We start from the raw sequence: 26,489 nt of genomic DNA on the forward strand, positions 1-26,489 counted from the left end.
GCATGAAGTACGCGATCTATGTTCCGAACTTCGGTGAGTCGCTCGGTGATCCCTCGGTGCTGGTGTCGTTGGCCGTCGCCGCGGAGGAGGCGGGGTGGGACGGTTTCTTCCTGTGGGACCACGTGGTCCGGCCGGGTGAGACCGTTCTGGCCGATGTCTGGGTGACTTTAGGTGCGGTGGCGGCGCGGACTTCGTCGATCCGGTTGGGGCCGATGGTGACGTCGCTGGGGCGTCGGCGGCCGTGGAAGGTGGCGGCTGAGGCGTCGACGTTGCAGCGTTTGTCGGGTGGCCGGTTGGTGTTAGGGGTCGGCGCGGGGGTGCCGGACGACTACGTGCCTTTCGGTGAGCGGGTGTCTCGGGCGGAGGCGCTGTCGGAGGGTGTCTCGCTGCTGCGCGCGTTGTTATCGGGCTCGGTGGTCGACCACCAGGGCCAGTTGTTCCAGGTTTCCGGTGTTCGGTTCGCGCCGGTGGACGTGCCGTTGTGGATCGGCGGGAACTGGCCTCGGGCGATTCCGTTCCGTGGGGCGGAGCACGGTGCCGGGGTGGTTCCGGCGACGTTCGTGGACCACGAGCTGGTGGTGATCTCCCCCGACGATGCGGCCCGGATGAAGGCGGCGTTCGTGGCGTCGGGTGGGTCGGCTGAGGGTGACGTGGCGATCTGGGGCGGTTCGTTGCCGGAGGAGGTGAAGGAGTACGAGGACGCCGGGGTGACGTGGATGTTCACCGATGGTGGGGCGCGGGAGTTGGAGGACTTGCGGGCGTTCGTGGCGGCTGGTCCCCCACGGTCAGGCGACTAGCCCACGCGGGAGGGTGGCCGAGCCGCGGTCGATTTTGTGGCTGGCCCTGGGGTCAGGCACTTGGGTCGCGCGAGGTGGCGGCTGGCCCGCGGTCAGGTGCTTGACGCTCGACGGTGTGAGTTGGTGGAGCATCGGACCTCTGTGGCTGCTGACTCCCTCAACCAGCTGCTGAGGGCTCGGCTGAGCGTCAGGTTTTAGTGGCGGCTAGTCCCCCGCGATCCCGTGCTTGGTGGTCGGCAGGATGCGGGCAGAGTTCCGGAAGTTGGGGCGGCCGGTCCCCCGCGATCCCGGCGCGCGATGGTCGGCGGTTGCGGGCAGAGGTCCGAGAGTCGGGGGCGGTTGGTCCCCCGCAGTCACGTGCTGCGTGCTCGGCGGGCGGCGCCGTCGTTCGTCGCGGCCGGTCCTTCCGGGTCAGGCGCTCAGCCCCCGGAGGAGCGTGTCGAGGTAGCGGCGCGCGGTGGGGAGCCGGTCGGCTGGGCCGTCGCTGTGGACGTAGGTGGCGTAGGCGACTCCGCACATGAGTGGGACGAGGTCGCCGTCGGCGAGGTCTTCGCGTACTGCTCCGGCGGCGCGGGCGCGGGTGAGCACTTCGGTGCCGGCGGTCATGATCTGCTGTTTGAGTTCGGTGGTGCGCGGCAGGGTGTCGGTGGCGGTGGCGGCGACCTTGGCCAGTGAGGGGTCGCTGACCTGGGCTTCGACGAGTCGGGTGAGGAACTCGGAGAAGGCGTGCCAGGGGTCGGGGTCTTCGAGGGCTTTGCGGCCGTGGTCGGCGAGGGCTTCGAGGCAGGGCGTGGCGACGGTCTCGAGGAGCGCTTCGGTGGTCGGGAAGTGTCGGTAGACCGTGCCGACGCCCAGTCCTGCGCGGCGGGCGACGTCGTTGAGCTGCAGCGGGGTGCCTTCGTCGACGAGTTCTCTGGCGACGGTGAGGATGCGGTCCCAGTTGCGGGCGGCGTCCTTTCGCAGCGGCGTCATGCCTCCAGTCTAATTGGATACGCCATCCGGAACGGGGGTGTGCGTCAGGTGCTGGTCCGTGAGTCTGCGCACGGCGGTGATGACGCGCGGGTCGGTAGCGGCCGCAACAGGTGGCACGGGTGTTCCTTGCGGGCCGATGAGTTGTCCGGTGGGCAGGGTGTGGTCGGTGGCGGCGATGATCGACGACTTTGCGGCGTCTGAGGCGGCGCCGGCGGTTGAGCGTTCGAACTTGCGGCGGACGAGCGGCCACAGCAGTCGCAGGGCCGGTGAGACGATCTTGGACTTGCGCATCGTGCCGTCGGTCATGTCGGTGGCCGCGCCTCCTGGGTCGGCCGCGTGCACCGAGACGCCGCTCCCCCGCAGCCTCGCCGCGAGGTCGAGCGTGTGGGCGAGGTTCGCGAGCTTGGCGCGTCCGTACCAGTGGAAGCCGTAGTAGCCGCCGGGCGGTTCGGCGTGGTCGAACGTCTTCTTGGCGAGGACGACGGCGCCGGTGGTCACGTTGACGACGCGGCTGGGCGTGCCGGCTTTCAGTGCGGGCAGCAGCAGTTCGGTGAGGAGGGCAGGTGAGAGGTGATTGACGACGAAGGACGCTTCCACGCCGTCGAGTTCGGTGCGGTCCTCGAACATGGCGCCGACGTTGTTGACCAGTACGGCGAGCTCACCTTCAGCGGCGATCCTCTCGCCCAGCGCCCGCACCTCGGCGAGCGACGACAGGTCGGCCTGGAGGAACCGTGCGGGCTCTCCTCCCCCCGCGTTGAGTCTGTCGACGGCTTGGGCGCCGCGTGAGGCGTTGCGTCCGACGACGGTGACCGCGTAGCCGGCTTTCGCGAGGCCGAGCGCGGTCTCCAGTCCGATGCCACCGGTCCCCGCGGTGATGACTGCCTTGCGTGCCATGACAACCTCAATCCGGATAGCTCATCCACTTGATATCCGACGCTAGCACACATCCGGATCCGCTATCCGTTTCGTGGCCGTGGAGAATCACCGCCGTGGATCTTGGGGTGATCGGCCAGGCGGCGGGCATGTTCGCGGTGACGAACGTCGACGACCTGGTGATCCTGGCGTTGTTCTTCGCCCGTGCGCGTTCGGTCTGGCAGGTGGTCGCGGGCCAGTACCTGGGCTTCGCGGGCATCCTGGCCGTCGCGGTGCTCGGCGCGCTCGGCGCCTCGCTGCTCCCCGAGCAGTTCCGCCCGTGGCTGGGCCTGATCCCCTTGGCACTCGGGCTCAAAGCGGCGTGGTCGCTGTGGCGCGGCGGCGACGACGATGACGAGCCGGCCGCCGCACCGGGGATCGTCGCCGTGGCGGGCGTGACGCTCGCGAACGGCGGCGACAACATCGGCGTCTACGTCCCGGTCTTCACCGTCGCGGACTCGCTGTGGGTCTACGTCGCGGTGTTCCTGGTGCTGGTCGGCGTGTGGTGCCTGGCGGGCTGGTTCCTGGCCTCACGTCAGGTGGTGGCCCGCGCGCTGGCGAAGTGGGGCCACGTCGCGCTGCCGGTGGTGCTGATCGGCATTGGGCTGTTGGTGTTGTTCTCGGGATGAGCGCACGCCCGGTCGTGTAAGAAGCTTCGGGTGCGAAGGACCTACACCTACACCGAGGCCGTGCAGATCCTCGGCGGCAAGGACCACCCGGTCGTCGCCGCCCTGGACAAGCTGCTGGGCGGCGCGCTGCTCGCGGGTTCGCTGGGGTTGTGGCAGGTCCTGGATCTCTTCGACGCGAAACCCGACTTCACTCGCCTGTTCTCCGACCTGGCGAACAAGGTGTCGGAGAAACGCCGCGGCCTGAGCCGCTACGACCGCACCCAACGCCTGCATGCCGCGCACGCGGTCATCGTGGTGACGGCTTACTTCGAGGCTTTCCGCGCCCTGGAGCTGCCCTTCGCGTTGTCCGCTGACGACGACGAGCACGTCGTGTCGTTCAACCCGTTCGAGCTGGAGCTGCCGCTGCCCTCGGCGGGCTTGAGCTACGAGTCGAACCTCAGCTCGATCCACGACTTCTACTACGAGCTGAACAACGAAATGGCGTCGGTCACCCAGTCGCTGGCCGGCTGGGACCACCTCGACGACACCGAGCGGGACAGGGTGCTGGCGTCGTTGCTGCCGCTGCCGGCACGGGCGGTCGACCGCTACCAGGAGCTGTTCCGCCGGCTCGCGGCGGAGTTCCCCGAGGTGGCGTTCTGGTGCTCGATCTCCGAACACCGCGCGACGCGTGCGGCGCTCGCCCGGCTGGAGGAGGTGCTGCGTGGGATCGTCGACCGCACGCAGGACGTCCGCCTCACCGAACTGGAGGCGGTCTACGCCGCAGCTCTCGAGCGGCCGCTGGTGAGATCCGATGACGTGCCACAGGGGCTGCGGATCCCGGCCCTCGCGCGGGCGTACGTGGACCCGCGGTTCCAGTCGATCGCCCCGAGCGACCGGGCGACCGTGCCGTCCACCGCCGAGTACTGGGAGCGTCAGCCGGAGCGCACGGACCTGTACGCGCACCTGGCCGGTTTCCTGACGTCGATCGAGGCGTGGTCGGCGCCGCTGCTCGTGCTGGGTGATCCGGGCTCAGGCAAGTCGGTGCTGACGGAGATGCTCGCGGCGCGGCTGTCGGCGTCGGGCTACCCGGTGGTGCGCATCGAGCTGCGCACCGCACCCGCCGACGCGGACCTGGTGCGGCAGATCGAGCACGGCCTCCAGCGCCTGCTCGACGAACCGGTCGGCTGGGCGACGTTCTCCCGCGACACCAGCGGCGCCGTCCCCGTCGTGATCCTCGACGGCCTCGACGAGCTGATGCAGGCCACCGGCGTCAGCCAGACGCGCTACCTGACCGACATCGAGCAGCTGCAGGCCGACCTGCTCACCAAGAGCCGGCCCGCCGCATTCGTGGTGACGAGCCGGCTCAGCGTGTGCGCCGGGCTTCAGCTGCCGCAGCAGTCGCACGTGGTGCGGTTGCTGCCGTTCTCGGACGAGCAGATCAGGCACTGGCTCGACGTCTGGAACACGACCAACCCGCCGCTGCCTCTCGACGTCGCCATGGAGTACCGGGAGCTGGCCGAGCAGCCGTTGCTGTTGCTGATGCTCGCGCTGTACGACGCGGTCGACGGCGCGTTGCAACGGGACCACCAGAAGATCAGCCGCGGCCAGTTGTACGAGCGGCTGCTGGAACGGTTCGCCCGCCGCGAGGTCACCAAGTCACCGGTCGAACGCACCGACGACGGCCTGGACGCCGACGTCGAGTTCGAGCTCGACCGGCTGTCGGTGGTGGGGCTCGCGATGTTCAACCGTGGCGCGCAATGGGTGACCGGCGAGCAGGTGACGTCCGACTTGGCGCAGCTGCTCGGCGTCGGCACGGCGAACCGGACCGTCGGGACGCGCACTCCCCTGTCGTCGGGTGAGCTGGCGTTGGGGCGGTTCTTCTTCGTGCAGAAGTCCGAGGCCGTTCGCGGCGACGACACCAAGCTCGCGACCTACGAGTTCCTGCACGCCACCTTCGGCGAGTACCTGGTCGCCCGGTTCGTCTGGCGGACCCTGCTGGAGCTGAGCCGGGAGGATGCGGCCCGGTCGCGCCGCAAGTCCACTGTGGACGACACCGAGCTGTACTCGGTGCTGTCGTTCACGGCGCTGACCACGAGCAAGCCGGTGCTCGACTTCCTGCAGGAGTTCGCCCGGACCGCGGACCTGTTCGGCCTCGTGGTGCGGTTGTTCGCGGCACGGAACGAGCGGCGGCTTGATCGAGGCGCCTACGAACCCAACCAGATGACGGACTCCGCGCGGGACGCGACGTACTCGCTGAACCTGGTCACGGTGGCGCTGACGTTGCGCGGGAAGGTCTACGCGCCCGATCTCGGGGTGAGCGTCGAGGACTGGCAACGAGAGGCGTTGTTCTGGAAATCTCGCCTTGCCACCGCGGAGTGGGCGAGCGTGGTGCGCGTCTTCTGGGTTGAGCGGGACCGCGACCACCACTTCGCCGTCAGCCTGCGCGCCGGGACGGGCGACCGGGAACCCGACTGGGTGCTGATGGCCGAGCCCTACGTGACGCTCGACGAGGTCGCGGTGAAGTTGCGGGACGCGATCACTCCGCTCGCGGCGACGCACGGGATCAACGGTGCGGCCGCCGTGGTCGAGTTGGCGGTGACGCCTGCCGAGAAGTGCCTGCCCGCGCTGCACCGCCTGATGAACGAGTTCCTGCCGGTGGGGATCGTCGCCGGGACGTTGTGCACGTGGATCGGGTGTGGCGGTGATGATCTGGCGATTCTCGACCACTACGGCGGGATCGCCGAGGGCGCCGGCGTCGACGCGCTGGACGCGTGGTTGCGGTTGCACGAGAGCGGGTTCGAGTTCCCGGCTCGCCGGACCTACCGCGACGTGGTGGAGATGCTGGAGGCGTTCGAACCCGTGGACCTGTTGCCGGGCCGACCGGATCTGGTCAGGCGGGCCAGAGCGGCTGCTGCTGACCTGGGTCTTGAATGGCCGCTGTCAGAGTCGCCGCCATGGCCGCGAGATCTGCCTCGCTGAGGTCGCGCTCCCCCACCCTGCGCAGAATCTCCGACCGCGAGCACACCACGATCGCGCCGAGGTGCGAGCCGAGTTCGGCGGCCGCGACTATCTCGGTTGTGCCGTTGTGCACCACCAGGATCGGGTCCGGGGTGTCGGTGTAGAGCAGGCGCTCGATGTCCCGTCCGCTGATGGCCATCTCAGTCTTGTACGGCGCGGGTGTAGCGCGCCGCAAGAGTGCGAACGTGTGCCACCAGTTCCGGTGGCGAGGTGACGTCGAAGTCGTAGCCGAGCATGCCGATCCACACCGCGAGGGTCTCGACCGAGTCGGCGCCGGTCACCAGCACGCAGGTGGAGTCGTCGAGGGCTTCGACCGTGCCGACGGCGGCGGTGATGCGGGCGGCGACGGCGGCGGCTGGGGCGTGGACCAGGACGCGGGCGTGGAAGCGCCAGGACGCGGATGTCACGCGGGAGGCGATGTAGGTGGTGGCGTCCAGTTCGCGTGGGGTGAAGCGGGGGCCGTGGGGTGGCACGGGCGGGGAGATGCGGTCGACGCGGAAGCTGCGCCAGTCGTCGCGGTCGGCGTCCCAGGCGACGAGGTACCAGCGGCGGCCCCAGTTGACCAGGCGGTGCGGTTGCACACGGCGGCGTGAGTGCGTGCCATCGTGGGCGCTGTAGTCGAAGCGGATGGTCTCGCTGTCGCGGCAGGCGGCGGCCAGGGTGGAGAGCAGTTCGGGGTCGAGGGCGGGGCCCGGTGAGTCTCTGGGGACGGACTCGACGTGCTGCAGGGCCGAGACGCGGTGGCGCAGGCGCGACGGGAGCACCTGTTCGAGCTTCAGCAGGGCGCGCAGCGACACCTCTTCCAGACCGGTGACGGCGTTGGTGCGCAGGGCGGCGGCGACGGCGACGGCCTCGTTGTCGTCGAGCAGCAGCGGGGGCAGTTCGGCGCCGGCGCCGAGGCGGTAGCCGCCGAAGCTGCCGGTGGTGGCGTTGACGGGGTAGCCGAGCTCGCGCAGCCGGTCGACGTCGCGGCGGACGGTGCGCTGGCTGATCTGCAGCTCGTCGGCGAGCTCCTGGCCCTGCCAGTCGCGGCGTGACTGCAGCAGGGCGAGCAGGCGGAGCAGGCGCGCCGAAGTTTCCAACATGGACGAGACTTTAGGACAGGAGCTGGCCACAATGCCTCATAGCCTTGGTGTCATGACGGAGATCAGGGAGTTCCACATCGCGGTCGACGAGGCGGACGTCGAGGAGCTGAGGTTCCGGCTGGCGCGGACTCGGTGGACCGATCAGGTGCCGGGCGCGGGCTCGCTCTACGGCGACGACGTCGAGTCGGTGCGGGAGATGGCCCGGTACTGGGCGGAGGAGTTCGACTGGCGGGCCGTGGAGCGCAGGCTCAACGAGCACCCGCAGTTCGTCACCGAGATCGACGGCGCGAACGTCCACTTCCTGCACGTGCGCAGCGAGAACCCGGACGCGTTGCCGTTGCTGCTGATCCACGGCTGGCCGGGGTCGATCATGGAGTTCGTGGACGTGATCGAGCACCTGCGCGGTGACTTCCACCTGGTGATCCCCTCGATCCCGGGCTTCGGGTTCTCCGGGCCGACGGTCGACACGGGCTGGCACTCCGGGCGCATCGGCAAGGCGTTCGCCGAGCTCATGGCACGGCTGGGCTACGACCGGTACGGGGTGCACGGCAACGACGCGGGTTCGCTCATCGCACCGGAGATCGGCCGCGTCGACCCGGATCACGTGGTCGGGCTGCACGTGACGCAGATCTTCTCGTTCCCCTCGGGCGACCCGGCCGAGATGGAGGGACTGACCGAGGAGGACTACCGGCGCCTCGGCGTGCTGCAGCACTTCTACGAGAACCTGTCGGGCTTCCAGAAGCTGCAGCAGGCGCGGCCGCAGAACGTGGCGTTCGGGCTCGCGGACTCCCCCGCCGGCCAGCTCGCCTGGACGATGCAGCTGATGGGTGAACCGGCTGTGACCAGGGACTTCCTGCTCGCGAACGTGTCGATCTACTGGTTCACCAACACCGCCGGTTCCTCGGCGCGGCTCTACTTCGAGGACGCGCACCGCGAGGACACCCCGTCCGAGCCGACGACCACGGCGATCGGCGTGGCGGTGTTCAAGGACGACTTCCAGACCATCCGCCGCTTTGCCGAGCGCGACCACCGCAACCTCGTGCACTGGTCGGAGTTCGACGCCGGCGGCCACTACTCCGGGCACGACGCGCCGGAGCTGCTGTCCGGCGACCTCAAGGTGTTCTTCGCGAAGATGTAGTGCCTGCCCCAACGGGTCAAGGCGGGACTGGCAGGCGGCGGGGCGCTCGAGGCGGGCGCCCTTCTCGCCTGGTTCCTGCGCGTGCCCCGGCTTGACGGCCTTCGTGGTGGAACAGCTTGGGTGCCTTCACTGGCGCCTCCTCCCCGGTCGCGGTAGGACGGCAGCCATGGGTGTTCCGCTGGTGGACTTGTCCGGGTGGTTCGACGGCACCGGGCGTGCCGAGGTCGCGGCGCGCATCGACGCCGCCTTGCAGGAGTCCGGGTTCCTACTGGTCACCGGGCACGGCGTGCCCACAGAGCTGCGCGACAGGACCCGTGAGCTCACACGACGGTTCTTCGCGCTGTCCACCGAGCAGAAGCAGCCCTACGCCGTGCGCACCGGCGGCCGCGGCTGGCTGCCACCCGACGTGCAGGCCACCGGGCGAGCCGACGGCGCCATGGCACCCCCGGACCTCAAGGAAACACTGACGTTCGGCTCGGACTCCGGTGGCGACGACCCGTTCTTCTTCCGCCCCAACGTCTTCCCCGCGGAGGTGCCCGACCTCGAACCCGTCGTCACGGACTACCTGCGCCGCATGCGGGCGCTGGCCGACGAGCTGCTGACGATCTTCGCGGTCGCGCTCGGCGAGCCGGAGGACCTGTTCACCCGCCACACCCGCACGCCGTCGTACAACATGAACGTCAACCACTACCCGGCGCTGCGCCAGGTCGGACCGGCCGGACCCGGCCAGTTCCGCATCGGCGAGCACACCGACTTCGGCACCGTCACGATCCTCGACCGCCAGCACGGCGTCGGCGGCCTGCAGGTCCGCACGAAGGACGGGGTGTGGGAGGACGCGCCGTTCGACCCGGCCGCGTTCACCATCAACATCGGCGACCTGATGGCCCGCTGGGTGTCGGACCGGTGGCGCTCCACCCCGCACCGCGTCCTGCCGCCCGACGCCACGGCACCCGACGAGGACCTCGTGTCGCTGATCTTCTTCTACAACACCGACACCGACGCGCGGATCGTCTCGCTCGACGGCCGCTACCCCGAAGTCGGCGGCGGCGACTACCTCAAAGCCAAGCTGGACGCCATCTCCATCGGGTAGAACAGGGCCATGGCGATCGGCGAGCTCTACGACGTGGTGATCGACTGCCCTGACCCGGACGCGCTCGCCGAGTTCTACCGCGAGCTGGTCGGCGGCGAGATCACCGACTCCGACAGCGAGTGGACCACTCTCGAGACCTCGCGCGGGCGGGTGTCGTTCCAGCGCGTCGACGACTACTCACCGCCGCGGTGGCCCGGCCAGGAACACCCGCAGCAGATCCACCTCGACGTGATGGTGTCGAACCTCGACGAGTCCGAGCCCCAGGTGCTGGAACTGGGCGCGACGCTGCTCAAAGGGTCATCCAAACCGTTGGGGTTCCGCGTCTACGCGGACCCGGCTGGACACCCGTTCTGCCTGGTCACGAACTAGGCGCGCCAGACCGTGGCGCTGCGGGTCTCGGTGCTCTCCAGCGTGAGCGGCACCGGCACGTCGTAACGAGCCTGCGCGCGGAACCTGTCCCGCGGCAGATGCGCCCGATCCGGATCGCCCAGCAACACCAGCGCACCCCGAGCCGCGGCGCGCGTGAGGAACGGCAGCACCAGCGCCGTGATGTCCGCGTCGTAGAACACGTCACCGGCCAGCACGACGTCCGCTCCGTGCGCGTCGCTGTCGAGCTGGTCACCGGGCAGCGTGCGCACCGCGACGCCGTTGATCGTCGCGTTGAGCTCCACCGCGGCGAGCGAGAGCGGGTCGATGTCGTTGGCCGTCACCGAGTCCGCGCCCGCCAGCGCCGCCGCGATCGCCACCAGCCCCGACCCCGACGCGAGGTCGAACACCTTGCGGTCCTTCACCAGCGCGGGGTTGTCGAGCAGGTGCCGGGCCAGCGCCTGGCCACCGGCCCACGGGAACGCCCAGAACGGCGGCTGGTCGTGGTCGGTCAGCTCCCACAGGTCCATCGCCTCGACCGCGCTGTGCAGCAGCACCTCGGGGACCAGCGGCACCGGCGTGAGGGTCGTGTTGGCGAGCACGAAGTCGGTGAGCGTGGGCGCGGACATGACGGAGAAGCTTAGGGCCCCGGACCGCGGCCGCCGCAGAGGCGAAAGTCCACGGGTTCACGCGAGGCCGCAATCACTCCCACCGAGCGCGCGGGGTCACGTGCCGCCGGTGACCCGCATGATCGCGCCCGTCATGTACGAGGACTCCTCCGAGAGCAGCCACGCGATGGCGTTCGCGATCTCCTCCGCCGAGCCCGGCCGTCCCATCGGCACCCGCCCGGCCACGCGATCCGGCCGGTCCGGCTGACCCGAGAGCTGGTGGATGTCGGTGCGGATCGTGCCCGGCTGCACGCAGTTGACCCGGATCCCGCGCGGCGCGAGCTCCTTGCCCAGCCCGATCGTCAACGCGTCCACCGCGGCCTTCGTCGCCGCGTAGTGCACGTACTCCCCAGGACTGCCCAGCGTCGCCGCCCCCGACGACACGTTCACGATCGCGCCCCGCGTCATCCTCCGCGACGCCTCACGGGCGACGAAGAACGCGCCCATCACGTTCACGTCCACCACCCGCCGCAGATCCTCCGTCCGCAGCTCGGCCAGCGGACCGGACGGGGAGGTGATGCCCGCGTTGTTCACCACCCCGGTGACGTCGTCGCCCGCCGCGTCGAACAGCCGCGCCACGTCGTCCTCGTCGCTCGTGTCCGCCCGCACCGCCACGACCCCGAGCTCCTTCTCCAGCACGCGCGCCTCGTCGGCGGCCTGGCGGTAGCTGATCACGACCCGATGCCCGTCCCGCACGAGCCTGCGCGCGGTCGCGGCACCGATACCCCGGCTTCCCCCGGTGATCACCGTTGTCATACCCGCCACCCTAACCCGTATACTCGGCACCGAGTATTTGGGAGCGGATATGTCGTTCAAGCGCACGAACCCCCTGGCCCTCGCGGTGCTGGCCCTGCTGTCCGAGCAGCCCCTGCACCCCTACGAGATGGCGCAGACCATGCGGGAACGCCACCAGGAAGAGGTCATCAAGCTCAACTACGGCTCCCTCTACACCGTCGTCGAGCAGCTGCACCGCCACGAGCTGATCACCGCGGCCGCCACCCAGAAAGCCGGCAACCGCCCCGAACGCACCGTCTACGCGATCACCGACACCGGCACGGCCGAGCTGCACGACTGGCTGCGCGAACTCATCGCCATACCCGCCAAGGAGTACCCGCGCTTCGAAGCCGGCATCTCCATGGTCGGCCTGCTGCCCCCGGACGACGCCCTGACCGTCGTCGAGCAGCGCTGCACCGCCGTGGACGAGCAGCTCGCCGCGCTCGCCGTGCTGCTGGAGAAGCTCGCGGGCATGGGCCTGCCCCAGCTCGCCTGGATCGAGCTCGACTACCGGATGGCGATGCTGCGCGCCGAACGCGCCTGGCTCACCTGGTTCGCCAACGCCACCCGCGACGGCACCGTCGGCGGGTACGACCACTGGGAGGACAGACACCGATGAGACTGCTGTTCGAAGTGAAAGGCGTGGTCCGCGCGCCATTGGAAGACGTGCGCGAGCGGATGTTCACCGATGCCGGCGAGTCCGGGTCGCACCGGCTCGTCGACCGCGACCAGGGCGTGATCGCCTACTGGGGCAACTGGTGGTATCGCGGCGAGGACACCCTGCACCCCCACCCCGACGGCGCATTGCTCGTGCACCGCGTCTACAACATCGCCAAGCAGGGCAACTGGGCCCCCTACCTGGCCAACAAGCTGTTCATCGGCTACCGCGCCCAACTCGAAACCACGATGCGCGAACGTGTGCAGCAGCTCGAAAACCCCCAGCCGTAGACGTTGTGCGAATTCGCGTTTTATGACCTCGCCGAGACCTCTATACGGTCGAATTCATGGGGTGGAACTTTCTTTCAGCAGAACAACTTCTGGCCGCACTCAGTGCTGGTGAAGTGACGTCGGTCGAGCTGACCGACGAGGCGATCGCGCTGATCGAGCGCGACGACAAGGCGATCAACGCGATCTGCGCACCGGACTTCGACCGCGCGCGGGCCGCCGCGAAGGAAGCCGACCAGGCGCGTGCCCGCGGCGAGGACCGGCCACTGCTCGGCGTCCCGGTGACGGTCAAGGAGTCCTACAACGTCGCCGGGCTGCCGACGACCTGGGGCCTGCCGCAGCACCGCGACTTCGTGCCGGCCGAGGACGCGGTCCAGGTGACGCGGCTCAAGGACGCGGGCGCGGTGGTGCTCGGCAAGACCAACGTGCCGCTCGGGCTGCAGGACATCCAGAGCTTCAACGACATCTACGGCACCACCAACAACCCGTGGAACCACGACCACACCGCAGGCGGCTCGTCCGGCGGGTCGGCGGCGGCGCTGGCGGCCGGGTTCGGCGCGCTGTCCATCGGCTCCGACCTCGCCGGCTCACTGCGCACCCCCGCGCACTTCTGCGGCATCTACGCGCACAAACCGACGCTCGGGCTGGTCGCCGGCCGCGGCATGGTCGCGCCGGACGAACCCGCGTTGCCGGCCGAGTTCGACATGGCCGTCGTCGGACCGATGGCGCGCACCGCCCGTGACCTCACGCTGCTGCTCGACGTCATGGCCGGACCGGACCCGCTGACGCACGGCAAAGCGCTCAACCTGACCCTGCCGCCACCACGCCACGACCGGCTCTGCGACTTCCGGGTCCTGGTGCTCGACGACCACCCGTTCATCCCGACCGGAGCCGCTGTGCGGGACGGCGTGCGGAAGGTGGCCGACGCGCTGACCGGCGGCGGTGCCCACGTCGAGCGGCACAGCCCGCTGCTGCCCGACCTGACCGAAGCCGCGATCCTCTACACGCAGCTGCAGTTCTCCGGCTCCGCGGCACGTTTTCCCGTCGACGTGGCAGCGCTGAGCGCAGACCGGGCTCTCGACGCGGCACGGTTGCGCGGTTTGACGCTCAGCCACGGCGATTGGCTCGACGTGAACCACCGGCGTGAGCTGTACCGGAGCGGCTGGCGGCGGTTCTTCGCCGAGTTCGACGCCGTGGTCTGCCCGATCACGCCGACGCCCGCGTTCCCGCACGACCACGACAGGGATCTGCTGAACCGCCGGGTCGACATCGACGGCGTGGGGTACCCGTACTTCGACCAGTTCGTCTGGGCGGGCCTCGCCACCATGCCCGGCCTGCCCGCCACCGCCGTCCCGACGGGCCTCTCACCTGAGGGTCTGCCGGTGGGTGTGCAGCTGATCGGGCCGATGTTCGAGGACCGCACCCCACTGCGGCTCGCCGAGCTGCTCACCACCGATGTTCGAGACGGAGGCGTTTAGGTAAGGGTGCCCTTATTCCTCACCCGAACGGCCGTATAGAGTGTGCAAATGAGGTGCTCGATACTCTCCGACTTCGCGGGTGAGCCGCTGGCCGGCACGGCCGCGACCGCGACGGCCTGGCTGTGCCTGGAACAGCCGGGCCCGTGGGGCCGCGACGCGATCGTGGAGAGCCACCTCGACCCCGTGCTCGGCGCCGAGCTGCAACGCCGCGCCGCCGGCACCGGTGTCCGCATCCTGCTCATCCGCCGCCCCGGCAAGCACGCCGACACGCACGTCGGTGGCAGCCGCCGCGTGTACCTGGCCTCGACGAAGCCCGGCGCGTCGTGGCTGGAGCAGGCCGATCTCGCCGCGCCAGAGGAAGCCCTCGAGCTCGACTTCGAGGCCCTCGGGCAGGGGCGCTCGACGGCGTTCGGCACACCGGTCGAAGATCCGCTGCTGCTGGTCTGCACGAACAGCAAACGAGACGTGTGCTGCGCGCTGTACGGGCGCCCGATCGCCACCGCGCTGAACCTGTGGGAGTGCACCCACACCGGCGGGCACCGCTTCGCGCCCACCGGAGTGCTGCTGCCGACCGGTCACCTGTACGGACGACTCGACCACCAGTTGGCCCAGCGCGTCGTCACCGAGGGCATCGTCGCCGACCGGTGCCGAGGCCGCTCCTGCTTCACCCCGAGGGGCCAGGTCGCCGAGGTCGCCGTGCGCGCGCAGATCGGCGAGACCCGCGACGTGCTCACCGTCGTCGGCGAGACGCACGACTCCGCGACCGTGCGACACGCCGACGGCCGGGAGTGGCGGGTGGCGCTGACCGAACAGCCGGTGCCGCCGCGGCCCGCGAGCTGCGGGAAGTCCCCGGACATCGCCATCGCGCTGGTCGCCACGGCGATCGACGAGCTGGCTACCGTCGTCCCGTGCCCACGCTGATCCACCTCAACGGCCCCACCGGGGTCGGCAAGTCGACCCTCGCCGCCCGCTACGCCGCCGAGCACCCCAAGACGCTCAACCTCGACGCCGACGAGCTCGTCCGCATGATCGGCGGCTGGCGCGAGGACTTCTACGGCACTGTCGACCTGGTCCGCCCGCTCGCGATCACCATGGCCCGGCACCACCTGGCGACCGGGCACGACGTGGTGATGCCGCAGCTGATCATGCGGACCGACCAGCGCGCCCTGTTCGCCGACGCCGCAGAGTCGGCGGGCGCGGACTACCGGGAGTTCGTGCTGCTCGCCCCGGCGGAGGTCGCGGTCGCCCGCTACGAGGGGCGTGATCACCACATCGACCACGTCGTGGAGGCGCTCGGCGGGGCGGAGGTGATCCGGCGCAGCCACGAGAGGATCACCGGCTACCTGACGCCGCGGACCGTGGTGATCGACGCCGGCGGTGACGTCGACCAGACATACAAAACCCTGATGGGAGCCCTGAGCGCGCGGGCCTGAACTGTCGGACCCGCTGGGTAGGTTGATCGAATGGGTCCCCTCGTGAGCACACATCCGGTCGGCCTGGACCGAAGACGTCCCCTCGGCGTGGTGGCCGCGGTCGTGGCGCTGGTCAGCGCGCTGTTGCTGGTCCTGATGTTCGTCGTCGACTTCGACGTGAACGGATTCCAGTACGTCCTGGTGTTCGCCGCGTACCCGCTGCTGATCTTCACGCCGATCGCGGTGACGATGCTGCGGCCGCGCGTCCCGGAGACGTTCGAGCTGTACGAAGGCGGCCTGGCGCACATCCGCGGCGGGCACCGGCGCGCCTGGACCTGGCAGCAGGTCCGCGCGATCAGCGTGCTGCAGAACGGGCCGATCTCGCGCAGCGGGGCGGGCATCGACTGCACCATCGGCTTCACCGACGGCGAGGTCGTGCGCTTCGACGGGTTCACCGAGAACGCCGGTGAGATAGCCGGGGCGCTGGGCGACCACTGCGCCGAGGCGGCGCGCACGCCCGTCCGGCCGCAACGAGTCGGCAGGCTGGTCGCGGTGCTGGGCGGGATCACGGTCGTCGGCGCGGGCGTCGCGACCTGGGCCGTGCTCACGGTTCCGCGGATCCCCGAAGGCGGTGATCAGTTCGGGCTGGCCATGCTCGCCGTGGCGTGCGTGGTGCCGGCGATCATCAGCCTGATTCTGCTGATCTCCATTCTGTGGCACTCCCGGCGTTAGGCACGGTCGCGGAGAACACGCCGATGCCCAGCGCGTACGGGTCGTCCAGGCCGACGGTCTCGAGCGTCTCCACCGGCAACGCCAGCAGCGAGATCGCCACCCCCAGGAAGTACGCGTCGAGCAGCCCCGTGTCCCGCACCGTCGCGGGCAGCCCCGCCGCCTGCTGCAGCGCGGCACCCGCTTCGGCGTTGGCCAGCACCATGCCCGACAGGGCCGCCCGCACACCCGGCCGGCGCACGGCCTCCAGGTAGAGCTCGACCATCGCGAGCATCTGCGTCGGGTCATCGGCCACCGCGCGGCGCAGCAACGCCGGATACAGCTCGGCCACGTCGGACGGGCTGATGTCGACCGGGGTGGTCTCGCGCAGGCGGTCGACGGCGGCGCGGTGCAGCGAGGTCATGCGGGCCGCGCAGGCCTCGAGGATCTTCTCGCGCGTCGGGAAGTAGTTCTTGGTCGTGCCGATCGGGACACCGGCCTCGCGGTCGATCGCGCGGTGGGTCAGTCCCCGGCCGCCCTCCACCGCGAGGATCTGGATCGCGGTGTCGCACAGAAGATCACGACGGCTCACGGTCCGGGACACTAGCAAGATCACCACGGGTGTGGTGAGCCGGGGCGAACGTGCTGGTCCCGGCGGTCGCGGTGATCACCCCGCGCTCGAGCACCAAGAACAGGCCGCAGACGCATCTGACGTAGGAAACCGAGCCGTGGGACGAGACGGACGACGAGCAGGGCCAGGAACACGCGGGGCAGGTGGCGATCATGCACCCCAGCCTGGTGTCATGGTCTAGTGCATTTCAACCCTTACGGCGGGACGGCAGCCGAGCTCGCCGCGAAGCTGGTCAACGCCGACCGCGCGACACCGGTCATCGACGTGCTGAAATCGTCGGACTACAAGCCCCTGGGCTCACTCGACGCACGCCAGGAACGTGACGTAAGAGACTGGGTCGAGCGGCTGCGCGAGGTCTTCCGCGCACCGGGTGTCGACCTGCTCAACGACCTGCTGGCCCGCTCGTCGACCACGCACTACATCTCCACACACGACGGCCGCGCGCCCCACCTGCACTACGCGCGCGAGGACGCCCCCACGGACGTACGGCTCAAGGCCTACACGGCGGCGGGCATGGCGGCGTTGTTCTGCGAGGACGCCGGGCGCATCGGCTGGTGCGACCGCGACGGCTGCGACACGGTCTTCGTCGACACCAGCCGCAACGGCAAGCGCCGCTTCTGCTCGACGAAGTGCGCGAACCGGGTCGCGGTGGCCAACCACAGGAGCCGTCAGTCGGCGTGAATCCGGTGTCCGAAGCGGGTGTTCTCGAACGACGACTCGCCCCCGAACGCGGCGTCCACGAAGTCCTCCCGGCCGCGGAACCACGTCTGCGCGAACGTCGAGGCGCCCGCGAACCAGGCCCGCCGGAACAAGGCCCGTCCGCCGAACCGCACGCCTGAGCAGTCCAGATCGGAGCCGAACCGGGCGCAGGTGAAGTCCGCGCGGCCGGAGAACCGCGCCCCGTGCACCGTCACGACCCCGGCGGCGTGCATCCCGGAGAACTCGCCGTTGCCGCACACGATCACGTTCCGCAGGCACACCCCGCGCGCGAACACCGACTGCGTGAACAGCGCGTGCCGCCCGAAGAACGCGCGCTGGGCCGAGAACTCGCCCAGGAACGTCGCCTGGTCGAAGCGCGTGTCCCCGAGGAACCGCGTCCCGTCGAACCGCGCTCCGCCGACCCGGCACTCCGACAGGTCGAAGTCCACCAGCGTCGTCCCGCTCAGATCGACGTCGCTGCCCAGCCAGAACCCCGGCCCGGGACGCAGGTGCGCCAGCAGCGAGGCCTGCAGCACCATCCGCCACCGCTGGTCGACCTCCGTACCGGGCCACGGCAGGTTCCGCAGCGCCTCGCACAGCACGTCGAGCGCCGGCTGCCGGTTCTCCACGCACCGCGCGCCGTACTCGACCCAGTCCCGCAGCCCGCTCAGCCGCGCGTCGGCTTCGAGGGCCGTCAACCGCTCGCGGATGCCCTCCAGCGGTGTCTGCTCTGTTCTCGGTGCGACGACCTCGACGTCGTGGTGCAACGACAGACGGCGCCTTCCCAGCGTCGCCGCCGCCACGGCCAGAACAGAGGAGGTCGCTGTGAGCCAGCGCGAGAGAGAGGACATGACTCGATGATGTGACCGGGGTCATTGCATCGGACAGTGGTGGAGTTCAGCGCGGTGTTCAACGGAAGGCCCATCGGCCGTCACAGCCGCTGGGCCCTGCCCGTCTCAACCGGTCACGTTGTTGAGTTTGCGCGGGAAGTACCCGTCGGTGCCGCTCAAGCCGTACTTCACGACACGGTGCGAGGTGCCGTAGACGTCGCGCTGCTCGTAGGCCCAGTACGCGGTCTTGTAGGGGTCGGCCCACTTGTCGAAGATCACGACGTGCCGCGTGGTGCCGGTGCCGTTCGGGTCGACCACGATGTCGCCCCACCGCAGGTCGGCCGCCGCGATCCTGGTCGAGTAGGTGTCGTACAGCTCGACCGTGCGCTGACCGGGCGCGCCGATCTTCGCGGCCATCGACACGTATCCGGAGCAGTCCTGCCGGTAGCCCTCCGACCCCCAGTAGCTGGTCTGGCTGTAGGGCACGGGCCCGCCGTTGTTCGCCGTGAGCCACGTCTTGGCGCGGGCGATCATGTCGGCGCGGCTGATGGTCGCGGCCTGTGCCGGTGCCACCAGCGTGCTCAGTGCGATGAGGACGGCGACGACCATCGCGGGGACTCTCATGCTTGCCACTCCCATTCCGTAGATCACCGATTGGCGCTTAGGGTCGTTTCATGGAACTCACAGAGCTGTGGTTCGCCGGGGTCGCCAGGCAGGCGCAGGCCGTGCGGTCCGGCGAGGTGACCGCCCGTGAGCTGGTCGCCGGCTACCTGGACCGCATCGCCCGGCTCGACCCGCAGCTCAACGCCTTCCGCGCGGTGTTCGCCGAGAAAGCCCTGGCAGAGGCCGCGCGGGCAGACGAACGCCGAGGCGAGGACCTGCCGTTGCTGGGCGTGCCGATCGCGGTCAAGGAGGACATCGCGGTCGAGGGCCTGCCCACGACGAAGGGCACGAACGCCGCCCGCACCCCCGAGCCCGCGGACTCCGCGATCGTGCGACGGCTGCGCGACGCCGGAGCGGTGATCATCGGCCGCACCCGCATGCCCGAACTGGGACTCTGGCCCTACACCGAGAGCGGCTGGGCCGGGCCGACGCGCAACCCGTGGTCGCTCACGCACTCCCCAGGCGGGTCCAGCGGCGGCTCGGCGGCGGCGGTCGCGGCGGGTCTCGCGGCCGCGGCGATCGGCACGGACGGCGCCGGCTCGATCCGCATCCCCTCGGCCGTCACGGGTCTGTTCGGGCTCAAGCCCCAGCGCGGCCGCGTGTCGTTGTCCCCCGAGCGGGAGGTGTGGGGCGGGCTCGTCGTCGCCGGGCCGCTCACCCGCACGGTGCTCGACTGGGCGCTGATCGCCGACCAGATCCACGGCGCCGCCCCCGGTGACGTGCACGTGGCCCATCCGCCGCGCACGAGTTTCGTGGAGGCCGCGACCACCGATCCGGGCACGCTGCGGATCGGGGTGTCGCTGCGGCCGTGGGGTCCGGGCATCGCGATCGCCGACGAGGTCCGCGACGCCGTGCAGGACACCGCCGCGCTGCTCACCGACCTCGGCCACGACGTCGTGCGCCTCGACCCGCCGATGCGCGACGTCGTCGCCTCGACCCAGTTCGCCGTGCGGTACCTGCACAACGCGGAGCTGGCGCGGCAGGAGATGGAGTTCCCGGACCTCGTCGAGCCCCGCACCCGCGCGGTCGGCGCGCTGGGCCGCCGTCTGCCGCGCGGCCTGGTGCGGTGGGCTCTCAAGGACGACGCGTCGCTCACCGCGTACGCGAACCGGATCTTCACCTCGGTCGACGTGCTGCTCACCCCGGCGCTGACCCGGCCGCCGATCCGCGTGGGCGAGTGGGACGGCCGCAACGTCGTCTCGGCGCTGCTCGCGGCGTCGCACTACACGTCGTTCCTGCAGATGTGGAACGTCGTCGGCAACCCGGCCGCCGCCGTTCCCGCCGGCCGCACCTCGTCCGGTCTGCCGCTCGCGGTGCAGCTCGTGGGCCGCCGTCACGACGAGTGCACGCTGCTCTCGGTGTCCGCCCAGCTGGAGCGCGCTCGGCCGTGGGCGGACCGAACCCCCTCCGGCCTCGGTCATGCGAAGTAGGATATTACGAGTACGGACTATCCGAAATGGAAACGCCTACAGTCCGCGCTTGGACAACTCGTCGAGCAGTTGACGGTCGGCGACGTGCCGCGACTTGATGTGGTCCAGGTAGTCCGCGAACGCGTCAGGCTGCAGGCCGCGTAGTTGTTCGAGCCATTCGACGACCAGGTCCTGCTCCTCCACCCCGCGCCGCGCCAGCTCGACCTCCACGATCCGCCGGTACACCTCGACGGCGAGCCGGCTGCCGTCCTGCACGAGGTGGTTCACCAGCTGCGCCCTGAGCGGTGGCCACTCGTCGGTGTGCACGACCAGCGCGCGGATCTTGAGGTAGATGTCGAGGTTGGGCCGGGCGAAGAACGCCTCCCGGCACACCGCGACCGCCCGCTCCGGCGCACCCCGTCTGAGGTGTTCCTCGACGGCCAGGTCGATCAACCGCAGCGCCGCACCCCGCCCACCGACCGCGCGCAGCCCGCGTTCCACCCACTCCAGCGCCTCGTCGGAACGGCCGTTGTCGCGCAGCACGGTCGCGACCTGCAGGTAGTGCCAGCCCGACGACAGGTCCTTCGACAGCACCAGCAGCTGCAGGTCGACGTCCTCGGTGTACTCGGCGAGCTCCTCCATCACCCTCAGCCGGGCCCACCGGGCGCGGTCGTAGCGGCCGGTCTCGCCGAACCCGATCACCGGCAGCGGCTCGAACAGCTCCACCGCCCGCGCCCGGTAGTGCTGCAGCCCTTCGTCGTCCAGCGCGTCGGCGTAGCCCGACAGGCTCACGTCGGGGGCTTCCGGGTGTTGCAGCTGCAGGTCCAGGAGCCAGTCGGCCAGGCGGATCGGGTCGGGCTCGGTCTGGGCGCACGCGCGGGCGTGGATGGCGAGCACGCGGTGGGCGAGCTCGGCCAGTTCGACGCGGTGTCTCCGGGTGCCGGCGACCCCGTCGGCCAGCTGGGTGACGATCTGCTCGATCAGCGCCACCAGCTCCGGGCCGGGGTCGGTGACCAGCAGCGACTGGAGCTCGACGGACACGGCGGTCAGCGCCTGCCAGCGACCTGGCCAGCCCGAATCGCTCTCTGGGTTCTCGCTGTCGGCCTCCACGAGGGCGGAGGCGACGGTAGCGGGCAGCGAGTCCATTACAACATCATTCCCGCGTCACCCGGTCGAGTGGAACAGATGTCGCCCTAACGGATTTAAGGTTCACCCCACGTGGTCACTCGCCTACAGTTCGGCGAGTTTGCGGGACAGCACGGCGCGCTCGCGTTCGTTGCCGCACAAGCGAATTGCCTGTTCCAGCTCGGTGCGGGCCTCGTCGAGCCTTCCCAATCGGCGTAGTAACTCTCCGCGCACGCCGGGTAGCTGGTGGGAGTCCTTGAACGCGTCGGCGTCGCTCAGCGAGTCGACGATCGGCAGCGCGGCGGCGGGGCCCTGGGCCATGGAGACGGCGACCGCGCGGTTGAGCTCCACGACCGGCGACGGGGCGAGGCGGCCCAGCGCTTCGTAGAGGACGACGATGCGGTTCCAGTTGGTCTCGTCGACCGATGGGGCCAGAGCGTGGCACTCGGCGATGGCCGCTTGGAGGCCGTAGTAGCCGTAGCCGCGGCCGATGTCGGCGGCTTTCGCCAGCGCCGCACGTCCCCGGGCGATCGCGGAGCGGTCCCAGCGGCGGCGGTCCTGGTCCTCCAGCAGCACGGTCTCGCCGTCCGGGCCACGCCGGGCCGGGAAACGGGCGGCGGTCAGTTCCAGCAGGGCGAGCAGGCTGTGGGCCTCGTGTTCCTCGGGCATCAGCCGCGACAGGATCCGCGCCAGCCGTTGCGCCTCGCCCGCGAGGTCCAGGCGCATCACCTCGTCGCCGGAGCTCGCCGACGAGCCCTCGGTGAAGATCAAATAGAGGACGCTGAGCACCTGGGCCAGCCGGGCGGGGCGTTCGGCGACCGGGGGTACCTCGAACGGCACGTTCGCCGCGCCGAGGGTTTTCTTGGCGCGGGTGATGCGGGCCTGCACGGTCGCGGTCGGCACCAGGAACGACCGCGCGATCTCGTCGCTGGTCAGACCGCCGATCACGCGCAACGTCAACGCGACCCCGGCTTCGCGCGAGAGCACCGGGTGGCACGAGGTGAAGATCAGGGCGAGGGTGTCGTCGTCGATCTGGTCCGGGTCCCACAGCACGTCGTCCGGTGCCGGAGCGGGGTCGGCGCCGGTGAGCGCGCCGCCCTCGGACAGGTGGTGGGCCATCGCGGCGTACTTGGCGTCCTGGTTGCTGCGGCGGCGGAACGCGTCGATCGCGCGCCGCCGCCCGACGGTGAGCAGCCAGCCGGCCGGGTTGTTCGGCACGCCCTCGCGCGGCCAGGTGACCAGAGCCTCGGCCAGGGCTTCCTGGGCGAGGTCCTCGGCCAGCGCGAAGTCGCCGGTGTAGCGGGTGAGCGCACCGATGATCCTCGCGGAGTCGATGCGCCACACCGCCGCCACAGCCTTGCGTCCCGTGGGGTCGCTCATGCGGCTAATGAGATCAGAGCTGGCCCGTCGACTCGCGCCAGGCCCGTTCCTTCTTGATCCACTCGTTGTCCTGCGGGAACTCGTCGATCGTGGGGACGCGGCGGATCTCGGTCTTGAAGCCCGCGGCGGTCATCGGGGTGCGCTTGGCCCACTCGACCGCGTCCTGGATGGTGGGGACGTTGATCAGGTAGAAGCCGTTGAACAGCTCCTTGGTCTCGCCGTACGGGCCATCGGTGACGACCGGCGGCTCGCTTCCGAAGTCGACGACCACGCCTTCCTCGGCGGGTGCGAGGCCTTCGGCGGCGATCAGCACACCGGCCTCGATCAGCTCCTCGTTGAACCGGCCGACGGTCTCGAGCATCTGGTCGAAGTCGATCTCGCCGAGGTTGCCCCAGGCCTCGTCGGAGGTCACGCGCCAGATCAGCATGAACTTCATGTCTGTCTCTCCCAGTGGTTCGTGCGGGTCCGTTGTGGACCCTTTCACGCTCAGGTCGAACAGGCATGCCGTTCGATCGACACGAGCCCCGGAAAAAGTCGAGCGGCCCGCCCCGGTGATCGGGACGGGCCGCTCAGGTGCCTGGATCAGGCCTGTTCGTCGGGCTGGTGCAGCGACCGAGGCGCCTCCGCCTCGAGCTCCGGCAACGTCGACGACGCGCTGACCGAACGCGGCGTCGTCGAGAGCGGGCCGGGCACCTCCTTGCGCGCCACGGCCTCCGCGGCGGCGACGGCCTCGGCGACCCTGGGGTCCGACGCGGTGTCGAACCACGCGGCGACCGACTCGTCGTCGTCCTCCGGCCTGGGACGCGTGTCGTTGTCCGCCGGCGCCTCGTAGCGGAAGACGCCGTCGTCGCCGGGCGCGCCGAGCATGCGGGCGAACCCTTCGAGGGCCTTGCCGTAGTCGGACGGGATCATCCAGACCTTGTTCGCGTCGCCCTGCGCCATCTGCGGCAGCGTCTGCAGGTACTGGTAGGCCAGCACCTCCGGCGTCGGCTTGCCGTCCTTGATCGCGCCGAAGACCTTCTCGATGGCCTTGGCCTGACCCTGGGCCTGCAGGTAGCGGGCCGCGCGTTCACCCTGCGCGCGCAGGATCTGCGACTGCCGCTCACCCTCGGCGGACAGGATCGCGGCCTGCTTGGCGCCCTCGGCGGCGAGGATCTGCGACTGCTTCTGGCCCTCGGCGGTCTTGATGGACGACTCGCGCTGGCCCTCGGCGGTCAGGATCATCGCGCGCTTCTCGCGGTCGGCGCGCATCTGCTTCTCCATCGAGTCCTGAATGGACGGTGGAGGGTCGATGGACTTCAGCTCCACGCGGGCCACGCGCAGGCCCCACCGGCCGGTCGCCTCGTCGAGCACGCCGCGCAGCTGGCCGTTGATGTGGTCGCGCGAGGTCAGCGTCTCCTCGAGGCTCATGCCACCGACGAGGTTGCGCAGCGTCGTGATCGTGAGCTGCTCGACACCGACGATGTAGTTGGAGATCTCGTACACCGCACTGCGCGGTTCGGTGACCTGGAAGTACACGACCGTGTCGATGGACACCGTCAGGTTGTCCTGGGTGATCACCGGCTGCGGCGGGAACGACACGACCTGCTCGCGCAGGTCGATGCGGGCCCGCACCTTGTCGATGAACGGCACGATGATGTTCAGGCCGGGCGCCGCGGTGGTGCGGAAGCGGCCGAGACGTTCGATGACGGCGGCCTGCGCCTGCGGGATGACCAGCACCGACTTGACGGCGATGGTCAGCACGAAGATCGCAATGACGGCCACGACCACAGCGGTGATCGGGTCCAACTCGGTTCACATCCTTCTGGGTTCACACAGCCGCGATGACCACGGCGGTCGCTCCCGAGATCTCGACAACGGTGACGGCTTCGCCTGCTTCGACCACGGACCCGTCGAGGGTGCGCGCGCTCCAGGTGTCGCCGCCGATCTTGATCTGCCCGCCGTGCTCGTCCACCTGCGACACCGCGGTGGCCTTGGCGCCGAGCAGCGCCTCGTGGTGCATCTTGATGCCGGAGCCGAGCTGCAGCCGCTTCTTGACGAACGGCCGGGCCCCGAGGATCAGGCCGACCGACGACGCCGCGAAGACGAGCACGCTCACCAGGTCACCGGCACCCAGTGCGGTCACGCCCGCCGCGGCCAGTGCCGCGGCGCCGAGCATGACCAGCACGAAGTCACCGGAGAGAACCTCGGCGATGACGAGGAGTATCCCGACGATCAGCCAGATCAGCGCGGCCATGGGCCCATACATACACCAACGGGGACGACCCGGCTCCAAGATTCACCGTGCTGGGCCCCTGACCGTAACGAAATCGATCAACGAGCTATGTCTGATGGCGTGTCGAAACGCGGTTCGGCCGTTCGTGTAACCGGTGACAACGGCACGACGGACGGATGAGGTGTGGCGATGCGATCGATCTCCGCGACGATGATGATGACGCTCGACGGCGTGGTGCAGGCGCCAGGACGGGCCGGTGAGGACGGGTGCGAGCACGGCGGGTGGGCCGCTCCCTACGGCGACGAGGTGCTGGCCGCCGAGATGGGCAAGGGCATGGCGCACACCGGCGCGATGGTGTTCGGGCGGCGGACCTGGCAGGACTTCATCACGGTGTGGGCGTCGGCGACCGACGGCAACCCGTTCACCGCGCACATGAACGCCACGACGAAGTACGTCGTGTCCCGCAGTCTCGACGACGCGTCGGAGTGGGAGAACTCGGTGCTGCTGCGCGGGGTCGACGAGGTGGCCGCGCTGGACGGTGACCTGGCGATCGTCGGTAGCACGGCGCTGGTCCGCTCGTTGCACGCGGCGGGGCTGGTCGACCACTACACGCTGGTGATCCACCCGCTGACCCTGGGCACCGGTACGCGCCTGTTCGGGGATCCCGCTCCGCTGACGGAGTTCGAGCTCACGAGCAGTGTCACGACGACGAAGGGTGTGATCGTCGCGCACTACTCGCGGGTCGAACCGGCGGTCAGTCCTGCGGGACGGTGACGAAGTCGATGAGCCGCTCGACAGCGCCGAGCAGGTCGGACTCGATGTCGCGGTAGCTGCTGACCGACCCGAGGACGCGCTGCCAGCCTTCCCACGTCTCGCCCCACCCGAGCGCCGCGCAGACGCCTTCCTTCCACGGCACCCCGCGCGGGACGACGGGCCAGGCCTTGATCTTGACGGCCTGGGGCTTCACGGCCTGCCAGATGTCGACGTACGGGTGCCCGGTGACGAGGACGTTGTCGTCGTGGATCCGGTCGACGATGCGCTGTTCCTTGGAGTTCGCGACGAGGTGGTCGACCAGCACGCCGAGGCGCCGGTGGGAGGCGGTGCCGAACTCGGCGATGCGGGCGGGCAGCTCGTCCACGCCGTCGAGCGGCTCGACGACGATGCCCTCGACGCGCAGGTCGTGGCCCCAGACGCGTTCGACGAGCTCGGCGTCGTGCTTGCCCTCGACCCAGATGCGGCTGGCCTTGGCGGTCTGCGCGCGCAGACCCTCGACGCGCACCGAACCGGACGCGCTGATCTTCGGCTTCTGCGGCTGGGGCGCGGGTTTGACGAGCGTGACCGGCTGGCCGTCGAGCAGGAACCCGGCCGGGTTGAGCGGGAAGAGCCGGTGGCGGCCGTGGCGGTCTTCCAGCACGACCTGGCCGTACTCGAACTTCACGACGGCGCCGCAGAAGCCGCTCGCCGGGTCCTCGACGACGAGGCCGGGTTCGGCCGGGACCTCCGGGACCTTCTTGCGCTTGGGCGTCGAGAGGATGTCGCGGCCGTAGTCGTGAGATCGCACGACCC

The 26,489-nt window shown here is 70.0% G+C and carries 30 protein-coding genes; 15 read left to right on the forward strand and 15 right to left on the reverse strand.

Going from position 1 to position 26,489, the window contains the following annotated elements; all coding sequences use genetic code 11:
* Positions 1 to 2: 2 nt before the first annotated feature.
* Positions 3 to 797, forward strand: a complete 795-nt coding sequence (locus tag AB0M24_RS04290) for an LLM class flavin-dependent oxidoreductase (RefSeq protein WP_363760872.1) — start codon at positions 3 to 5, stop codon at positions 795 to 797.
* A gap of 411 nt (positions 798 to 1,208) precedes the next feature.
* Here the strand turns inward: AB0M24_RS04290 and AB0M24_RS04295 are convergent, their stop codons facing one another.
* Together AB0M24_RS04295 and AB0M24_RS04300 are read right to left on the reverse strand one after the other, a co-directional pair.
* Positions 1,209 to 1,769: a TetR/AcrR family transcriptional regulator gene (locus tag AB0M24_RS04295; protein ID WP_363760875.1), complete on the reverse strand. Its 561-nt coding sequence runs from the start codon at positions 1,767 to 1,769 to the stop codon at positions 1,209 to 1,211.
* Positions 1,770 to 1,778: 9 nt separating this feature from the next.
* Entirely contained in the window at positions 1,779 to 2,663 is an 885-nt protein-coding gene (locus AB0M24_RS04300; protein ID WP_363760878.1) for an SDR family NAD(P)-dependent oxidoreductase, read from the reverse strand.
* A gap of 95 nt (positions 2,664 to 2,758) precedes the next feature.
* Between AB0M24_RS04300 and AB0M24_RS04305 the strand changes: the two genes are divergently transcribed.
* Both AB0M24_RS04305 and AB0M24_RS04310 read left to right on the forward strand, forming a co-directional pair.
* Positions 2,759 to 3,310, forward strand: coding sequence for a cadmium resistance transporter (locus AB0M24_RS04305; RefSeq protein WP_363760881.1), 552 nt, complete (start codon positions 2,759 to 2,761; stop codon positions 3,308 to 3,310).
* A gap of 30 nt (positions 3,311 to 3,340) precedes the next feature.
* Complete coding sequence (locus AB0M24_RS04310) at positions 3,341 to 6,268, forward strand: ATP-binding protein (RefSeq protein WP_363760884.1); 2,928 nt, start codon at positions 3,341 to 3,343, stop codon at positions 6,266 to 6,268.
* Here the strand turns inward: AB0M24_RS04310 and AB0M24_RS04315 are convergent.
* Together AB0M24_RS04315 and AB0M24_RS04320 are read right to left on the reverse strand one after the other, a co-directional pair.
* A complete protein-coding gene (locus tag AB0M24_RS04315) occupies positions 6,180 to 6,446 on the reverse strand; it encodes a hypothetical protein (protein ID WP_363760887.1) in 267 nt (88 codons plus the stop codon). The genes AB0M24_RS04310 and AB0M24_RS04315 overlap by 89 nt on opposite strands.
* Before the next feature lies 1 nt (position 6,447).
* Complete coding sequence (locus AB0M24_RS04320) at positions 6,448 to 7,392, reverse strand: YafY family protein (RefSeq protein WP_363760890.1); 945 nt, start codon at positions 7,390 to 7,392, stop codon at positions 6,448 to 6,450.
* A gap of 52 nt (positions 7,393 to 7,444) precedes the next feature.
* Here AB0M24_RS04320 and AB0M24_RS04325 point away from each other — a divergent pair, with 52 nt between their 5' ends.
* From AB0M24_RS04325 to AB0M24_RS04335, 3 genes are all read left to right on the forward strand, one after another.
* Positions 7,445 to 8,530 carry an epoxide hydrolase family protein gene (locus tag AB0M24_RS04325; protein WP_363760893.1) on the forward strand — a complete coding sequence of 362 codons (1,086 nt, stop codon included), beginning with the start codon at positions 7,445 to 7,447 and terminating at the stop codon, positions 8,528 to 8,530.
* Positions 8,531 to 8,696: 166 nt separating this feature from the next.
* A complete protein-coding gene (locus AB0M24_RS04330; protein ID WP_363760895.1) occupies positions 8,697 to 9,620 on the forward strand; it encodes a 2-oxoglutarate and iron-dependent oxygenase domain-containing protein in 924 nt (307 codons plus the stop codon).
* 9 nt (positions 9,621 to 9,629) lie between these two features.
* Positions 9,630 to 9,989, forward strand: a complete 360-nt coding sequence (locus tag AB0M24_RS04335; RefSeq protein ID WP_363760898.1) for a VOC family protein — start codon at positions 9,630 to 9,632, stop codon at positions 9,987 to 9,989.
* Here the strand turns inward: AB0M24_RS04335 and AB0M24_RS04340 are convergent.
* Complete coding sequence (locus tag AB0M24_RS04340; protein WP_363760901.1) at positions 9,986 to 10,615, reverse strand: 50S ribosomal protein L11 methyltransferase; 630 nt, start codon at positions 10,613 to 10,615, stop codon at positions 9,986 to 9,988. The two genes, AB0M24_RS04335 and AB0M24_RS04340, sit on opposite strands and share 4 nt — an antisense overlap.
* Before the next feature lie 96 nt (positions 10,616 to 10,711).
* Positions 10,712 to 11,410, reverse strand: coding sequence for an SDR family oxidoreductase (locus AB0M24_RS04345; RefSeq protein ID WP_363760904.1), 699 nt, complete (start codon positions 11,408 to 11,410; stop codon positions 10,712 to 10,714).
* 49 nt (positions 11,411 to 11,459) lie between these two features.
* On the opposite strand from AB0M24_RS04345, the gene AB0M24_RS04350 reads away from it, so the two are divergent.
* From AB0M24_RS04350 to AB0M24_RS04375, 6 genes are read left to right on the forward strand one after another with little or no spacing between them, the layout of a single operon-like run.
* The gene (locus AB0M24_RS04350; RefSeq protein WP_363760906.1) at positions 11,460 to 12,047 is read left to right on the forward strand and encodes a PadR family transcriptional regulator; all 588 of its coding nucleotides are present in this window, start codon (positions 11,460 to 11,462) and stop codon (positions 12,045 to 12,047) included.
* The gene (locus AB0M24_RS04355) at positions 12,044 to 12,376 is read left to right on the forward strand and encodes a hypothetical protein (protein WP_363760909.1); all 333 of its coding nucleotides are present in this window, start codon (positions 12,044 to 12,046) and stop codon (positions 12,374 to 12,376) included. The genes AB0M24_RS04350 and AB0M24_RS04355 overlap by 4 nt, the downstream gene beginning before the upstream one ends.
* A gap of 56 nt (positions 12,377 to 12,432) precedes the next feature.
* A complete protein-coding gene (locus AB0M24_RS04360; RefSeq protein ID WP_363760912.1) occupies positions 12,433 to 13,851 on the forward strand; it encodes an amidase in 1,419 nt (472 codons plus the stop codon).
* Positions 13,852 to 13,899: 48 nt separating this feature from the next.
* Positions 13,900 to 14,772: a sucrase ferredoxin gene (locus AB0M24_RS04365; protein ID WP_363760915.1), complete on the forward strand. Its 873-nt coding sequence runs from the start codon at positions 13,900 to 13,902 to the stop codon at positions 14,770 to 14,772.
* Positions 14,760 to 15,284, forward strand: coding sequence for an AAA family ATPase (locus AB0M24_RS04370; RefSeq protein ID WP_363760918.1), 525 nt, complete (start codon positions 14,760 to 14,762; stop codon positions 15,282 to 15,284). Before AB0M24_RS04365 ends, AB0M24_RS04370 begins: the two co-directional genes overlap by 13 nt.
* A gap of 30 nt (positions 15,285 to 15,314) precedes the next feature.
* Entirely contained in the window at positions 15,315 to 15,995 is a 681-nt protein-coding gene (locus AB0M24_RS04375; RefSeq protein WP_363760921.1) for a hypothetical protein, read from the forward strand.
* On the opposite strand, the gene AB0M24_RS04380 is transcribed toward AB0M24_RS04375, so the two are convergent.
* Positions 15,949 to 16,563 (reverse strand): TetR/AcrR family transcriptional regulator, encoded by a 615-nt coding sequence (locus AB0M24_RS04380; RefSeq protein ID WP_363760924.1) that lies wholly within the window; start codon positions 16,561 to 16,563, stop codon positions 15,949 to 15,951. The two genes, AB0M24_RS04375 and AB0M24_RS04380, sit on opposite strands and share 47 nt — an antisense overlap.
* A 219-nt stretch (positions 16,564 to 16,782) precedes the next feature.
* Between AB0M24_RS04380 and AB0M24_RS04385 the strand changes: the two genes are divergently transcribed.
* Positions 16,783 to 17,283: a CGNR zinc finger domain-containing protein gene (locus AB0M24_RS04385; protein ID WP_363760927.1), complete on the forward strand. Its 501-nt coding sequence runs from the start codon at positions 16,783 to 16,785 to the stop codon at positions 17,281 to 17,283.
* Here AB0M24_RS04385 and AB0M24_RS04390 read toward each other — a convergent pair.
* Both AB0M24_RS04390 and AB0M24_RS04395 read right to left on the reverse strand, forming a co-directional pair.
* On the reverse strand, positions 17,271 to 18,152 hold the full coding sequence (locus AB0M24_RS04390; RefSeq protein WP_363760930.1) for a hypothetical protein: 882 nt from the start codon (positions 18,150 to 18,152) through the stop codon (positions 17,271 to 17,273). The genes AB0M24_RS04385 and AB0M24_RS04390 overlap by 13 nt on opposite strands.
* A 105-nt stretch (positions 18,153 to 18,257) precedes the next feature.
* The gene (locus AB0M24_RS04395; protein ID WP_363760933.1) at positions 18,258 to 18,755 is read right to left on the reverse strand and encodes a hypothetical protein; all 498 of its coding nucleotides are present in this window, start codon (positions 18,753 to 18,755) and stop codon (positions 18,258 to 18,260) included.
* 50 nt (positions 18,756 to 18,805) lie between these two features.
* Here AB0M24_RS04395 and AB0M24_RS04400 point away from each other — a divergent pair, with 50 nt between their 5' ends.
* Positions 18,806 to 20,224, forward strand: coding sequence for an amidase (locus AB0M24_RS04400; RefSeq protein WP_363760936.1), 1,419 nt, complete (start codon positions 18,806 to 18,808; stop codon positions 20,222 to 20,224).
* A gap of 36 nt (positions 20,225 to 20,260) precedes the next feature.
* Here AB0M24_RS04400 and AB0M24_RS04405 read toward each other — a convergent pair whose 3' ends face one another.
* The 5 genes from AB0M24_RS04405 to AB0M24_RS04425 form a co-directional block, all read right to left on the reverse strand.
* Complete coding sequence (locus AB0M24_RS04405; protein ID WP_363760939.1) at positions 20,261 to 21,349, reverse strand: hypothetical protein; 1,089 nt, start codon at positions 21,347 to 21,349, stop codon at positions 20,261 to 20,263.
* Positions 21,350 to 21,433: 84 nt separating this feature from the next.
* Positions 21,434 to 22,708: a DUF6596 domain-containing protein gene (locus AB0M24_RS04410; protein ID WP_363760942.1), complete on the reverse strand. Its 1,275-nt coding sequence runs from the start codon at positions 22,706 to 22,708 to the stop codon at positions 21,434 to 21,436.
* A gap of 13 nt (positions 22,709 to 22,721) precedes the next feature.
* A complete protein-coding gene (locus AB0M24_RS04415; protein ID WP_363760945.1) occupies positions 22,722 to 23,144 on the reverse strand; it encodes a YciI family protein in 423 nt (140 codons plus the stop codon).
* A gap of 146 nt (positions 23,145 to 23,290) precedes the next feature.
* The gene (locus AB0M24_RS04420; RefSeq protein ID WP_363761570.1) at positions 23,291 to 24,487 is read right to left on the reverse strand and encodes an SPFH domain-containing protein; all 1,197 of its coding nucleotides are present in this window, start codon (positions 24,485 to 24,487) and stop codon (positions 23,291 to 23,293) included.
* 31 nt (positions 24,488 to 24,518) lie between these two features.
* Positions 24,519 to 24,944, reverse strand: coding sequence for an NfeD family protein (locus AB0M24_RS04425; RefSeq protein WP_363760948.1), 426 nt, complete (start codon positions 24,942 to 24,944; stop codon positions 24,519 to 24,521).
* A gap of 168 nt (positions 24,945 to 25,112) precedes the next feature.
* Between AB0M24_RS04425 and AB0M24_RS04430 the strand changes: the two genes are divergently transcribed.
* Entirely contained in the window at positions 25,113 to 25,697 is a 585-nt protein-coding gene (locus AB0M24_RS04430; RefSeq protein ID WP_363760951.1) for a dihydrofolate reductase family protein, read from the forward strand.
* Here the strand turns inward: AB0M24_RS04430 and AB0M24_RS04435 are convergent.
* On the reverse strand, positions 25,678 to 26,484 hold the full coding sequence (locus AB0M24_RS04435) for a DUF3097 domain-containing protein (RefSeq protein ID WP_363760954.1): 807 nt from the start codon (positions 26,482 to 26,484) through the stop codon (positions 25,678 to 25,680). The two genes, AB0M24_RS04430 and AB0M24_RS04435, sit on opposite strands and share 20 nt — an antisense overlap.
* Positions 26,485 to 26,489 lie beyond the last annotated feature (5 nt).

It is taken from the genome of Lentzea sp. NPDC051838 (genome assembly GCF_040681245.1).
Classification (GTDB): Bacteria; Actinomycetota; Actinomycetes; order Mycobacteriales; family Pseudonocardiaceae; genus Lentzea.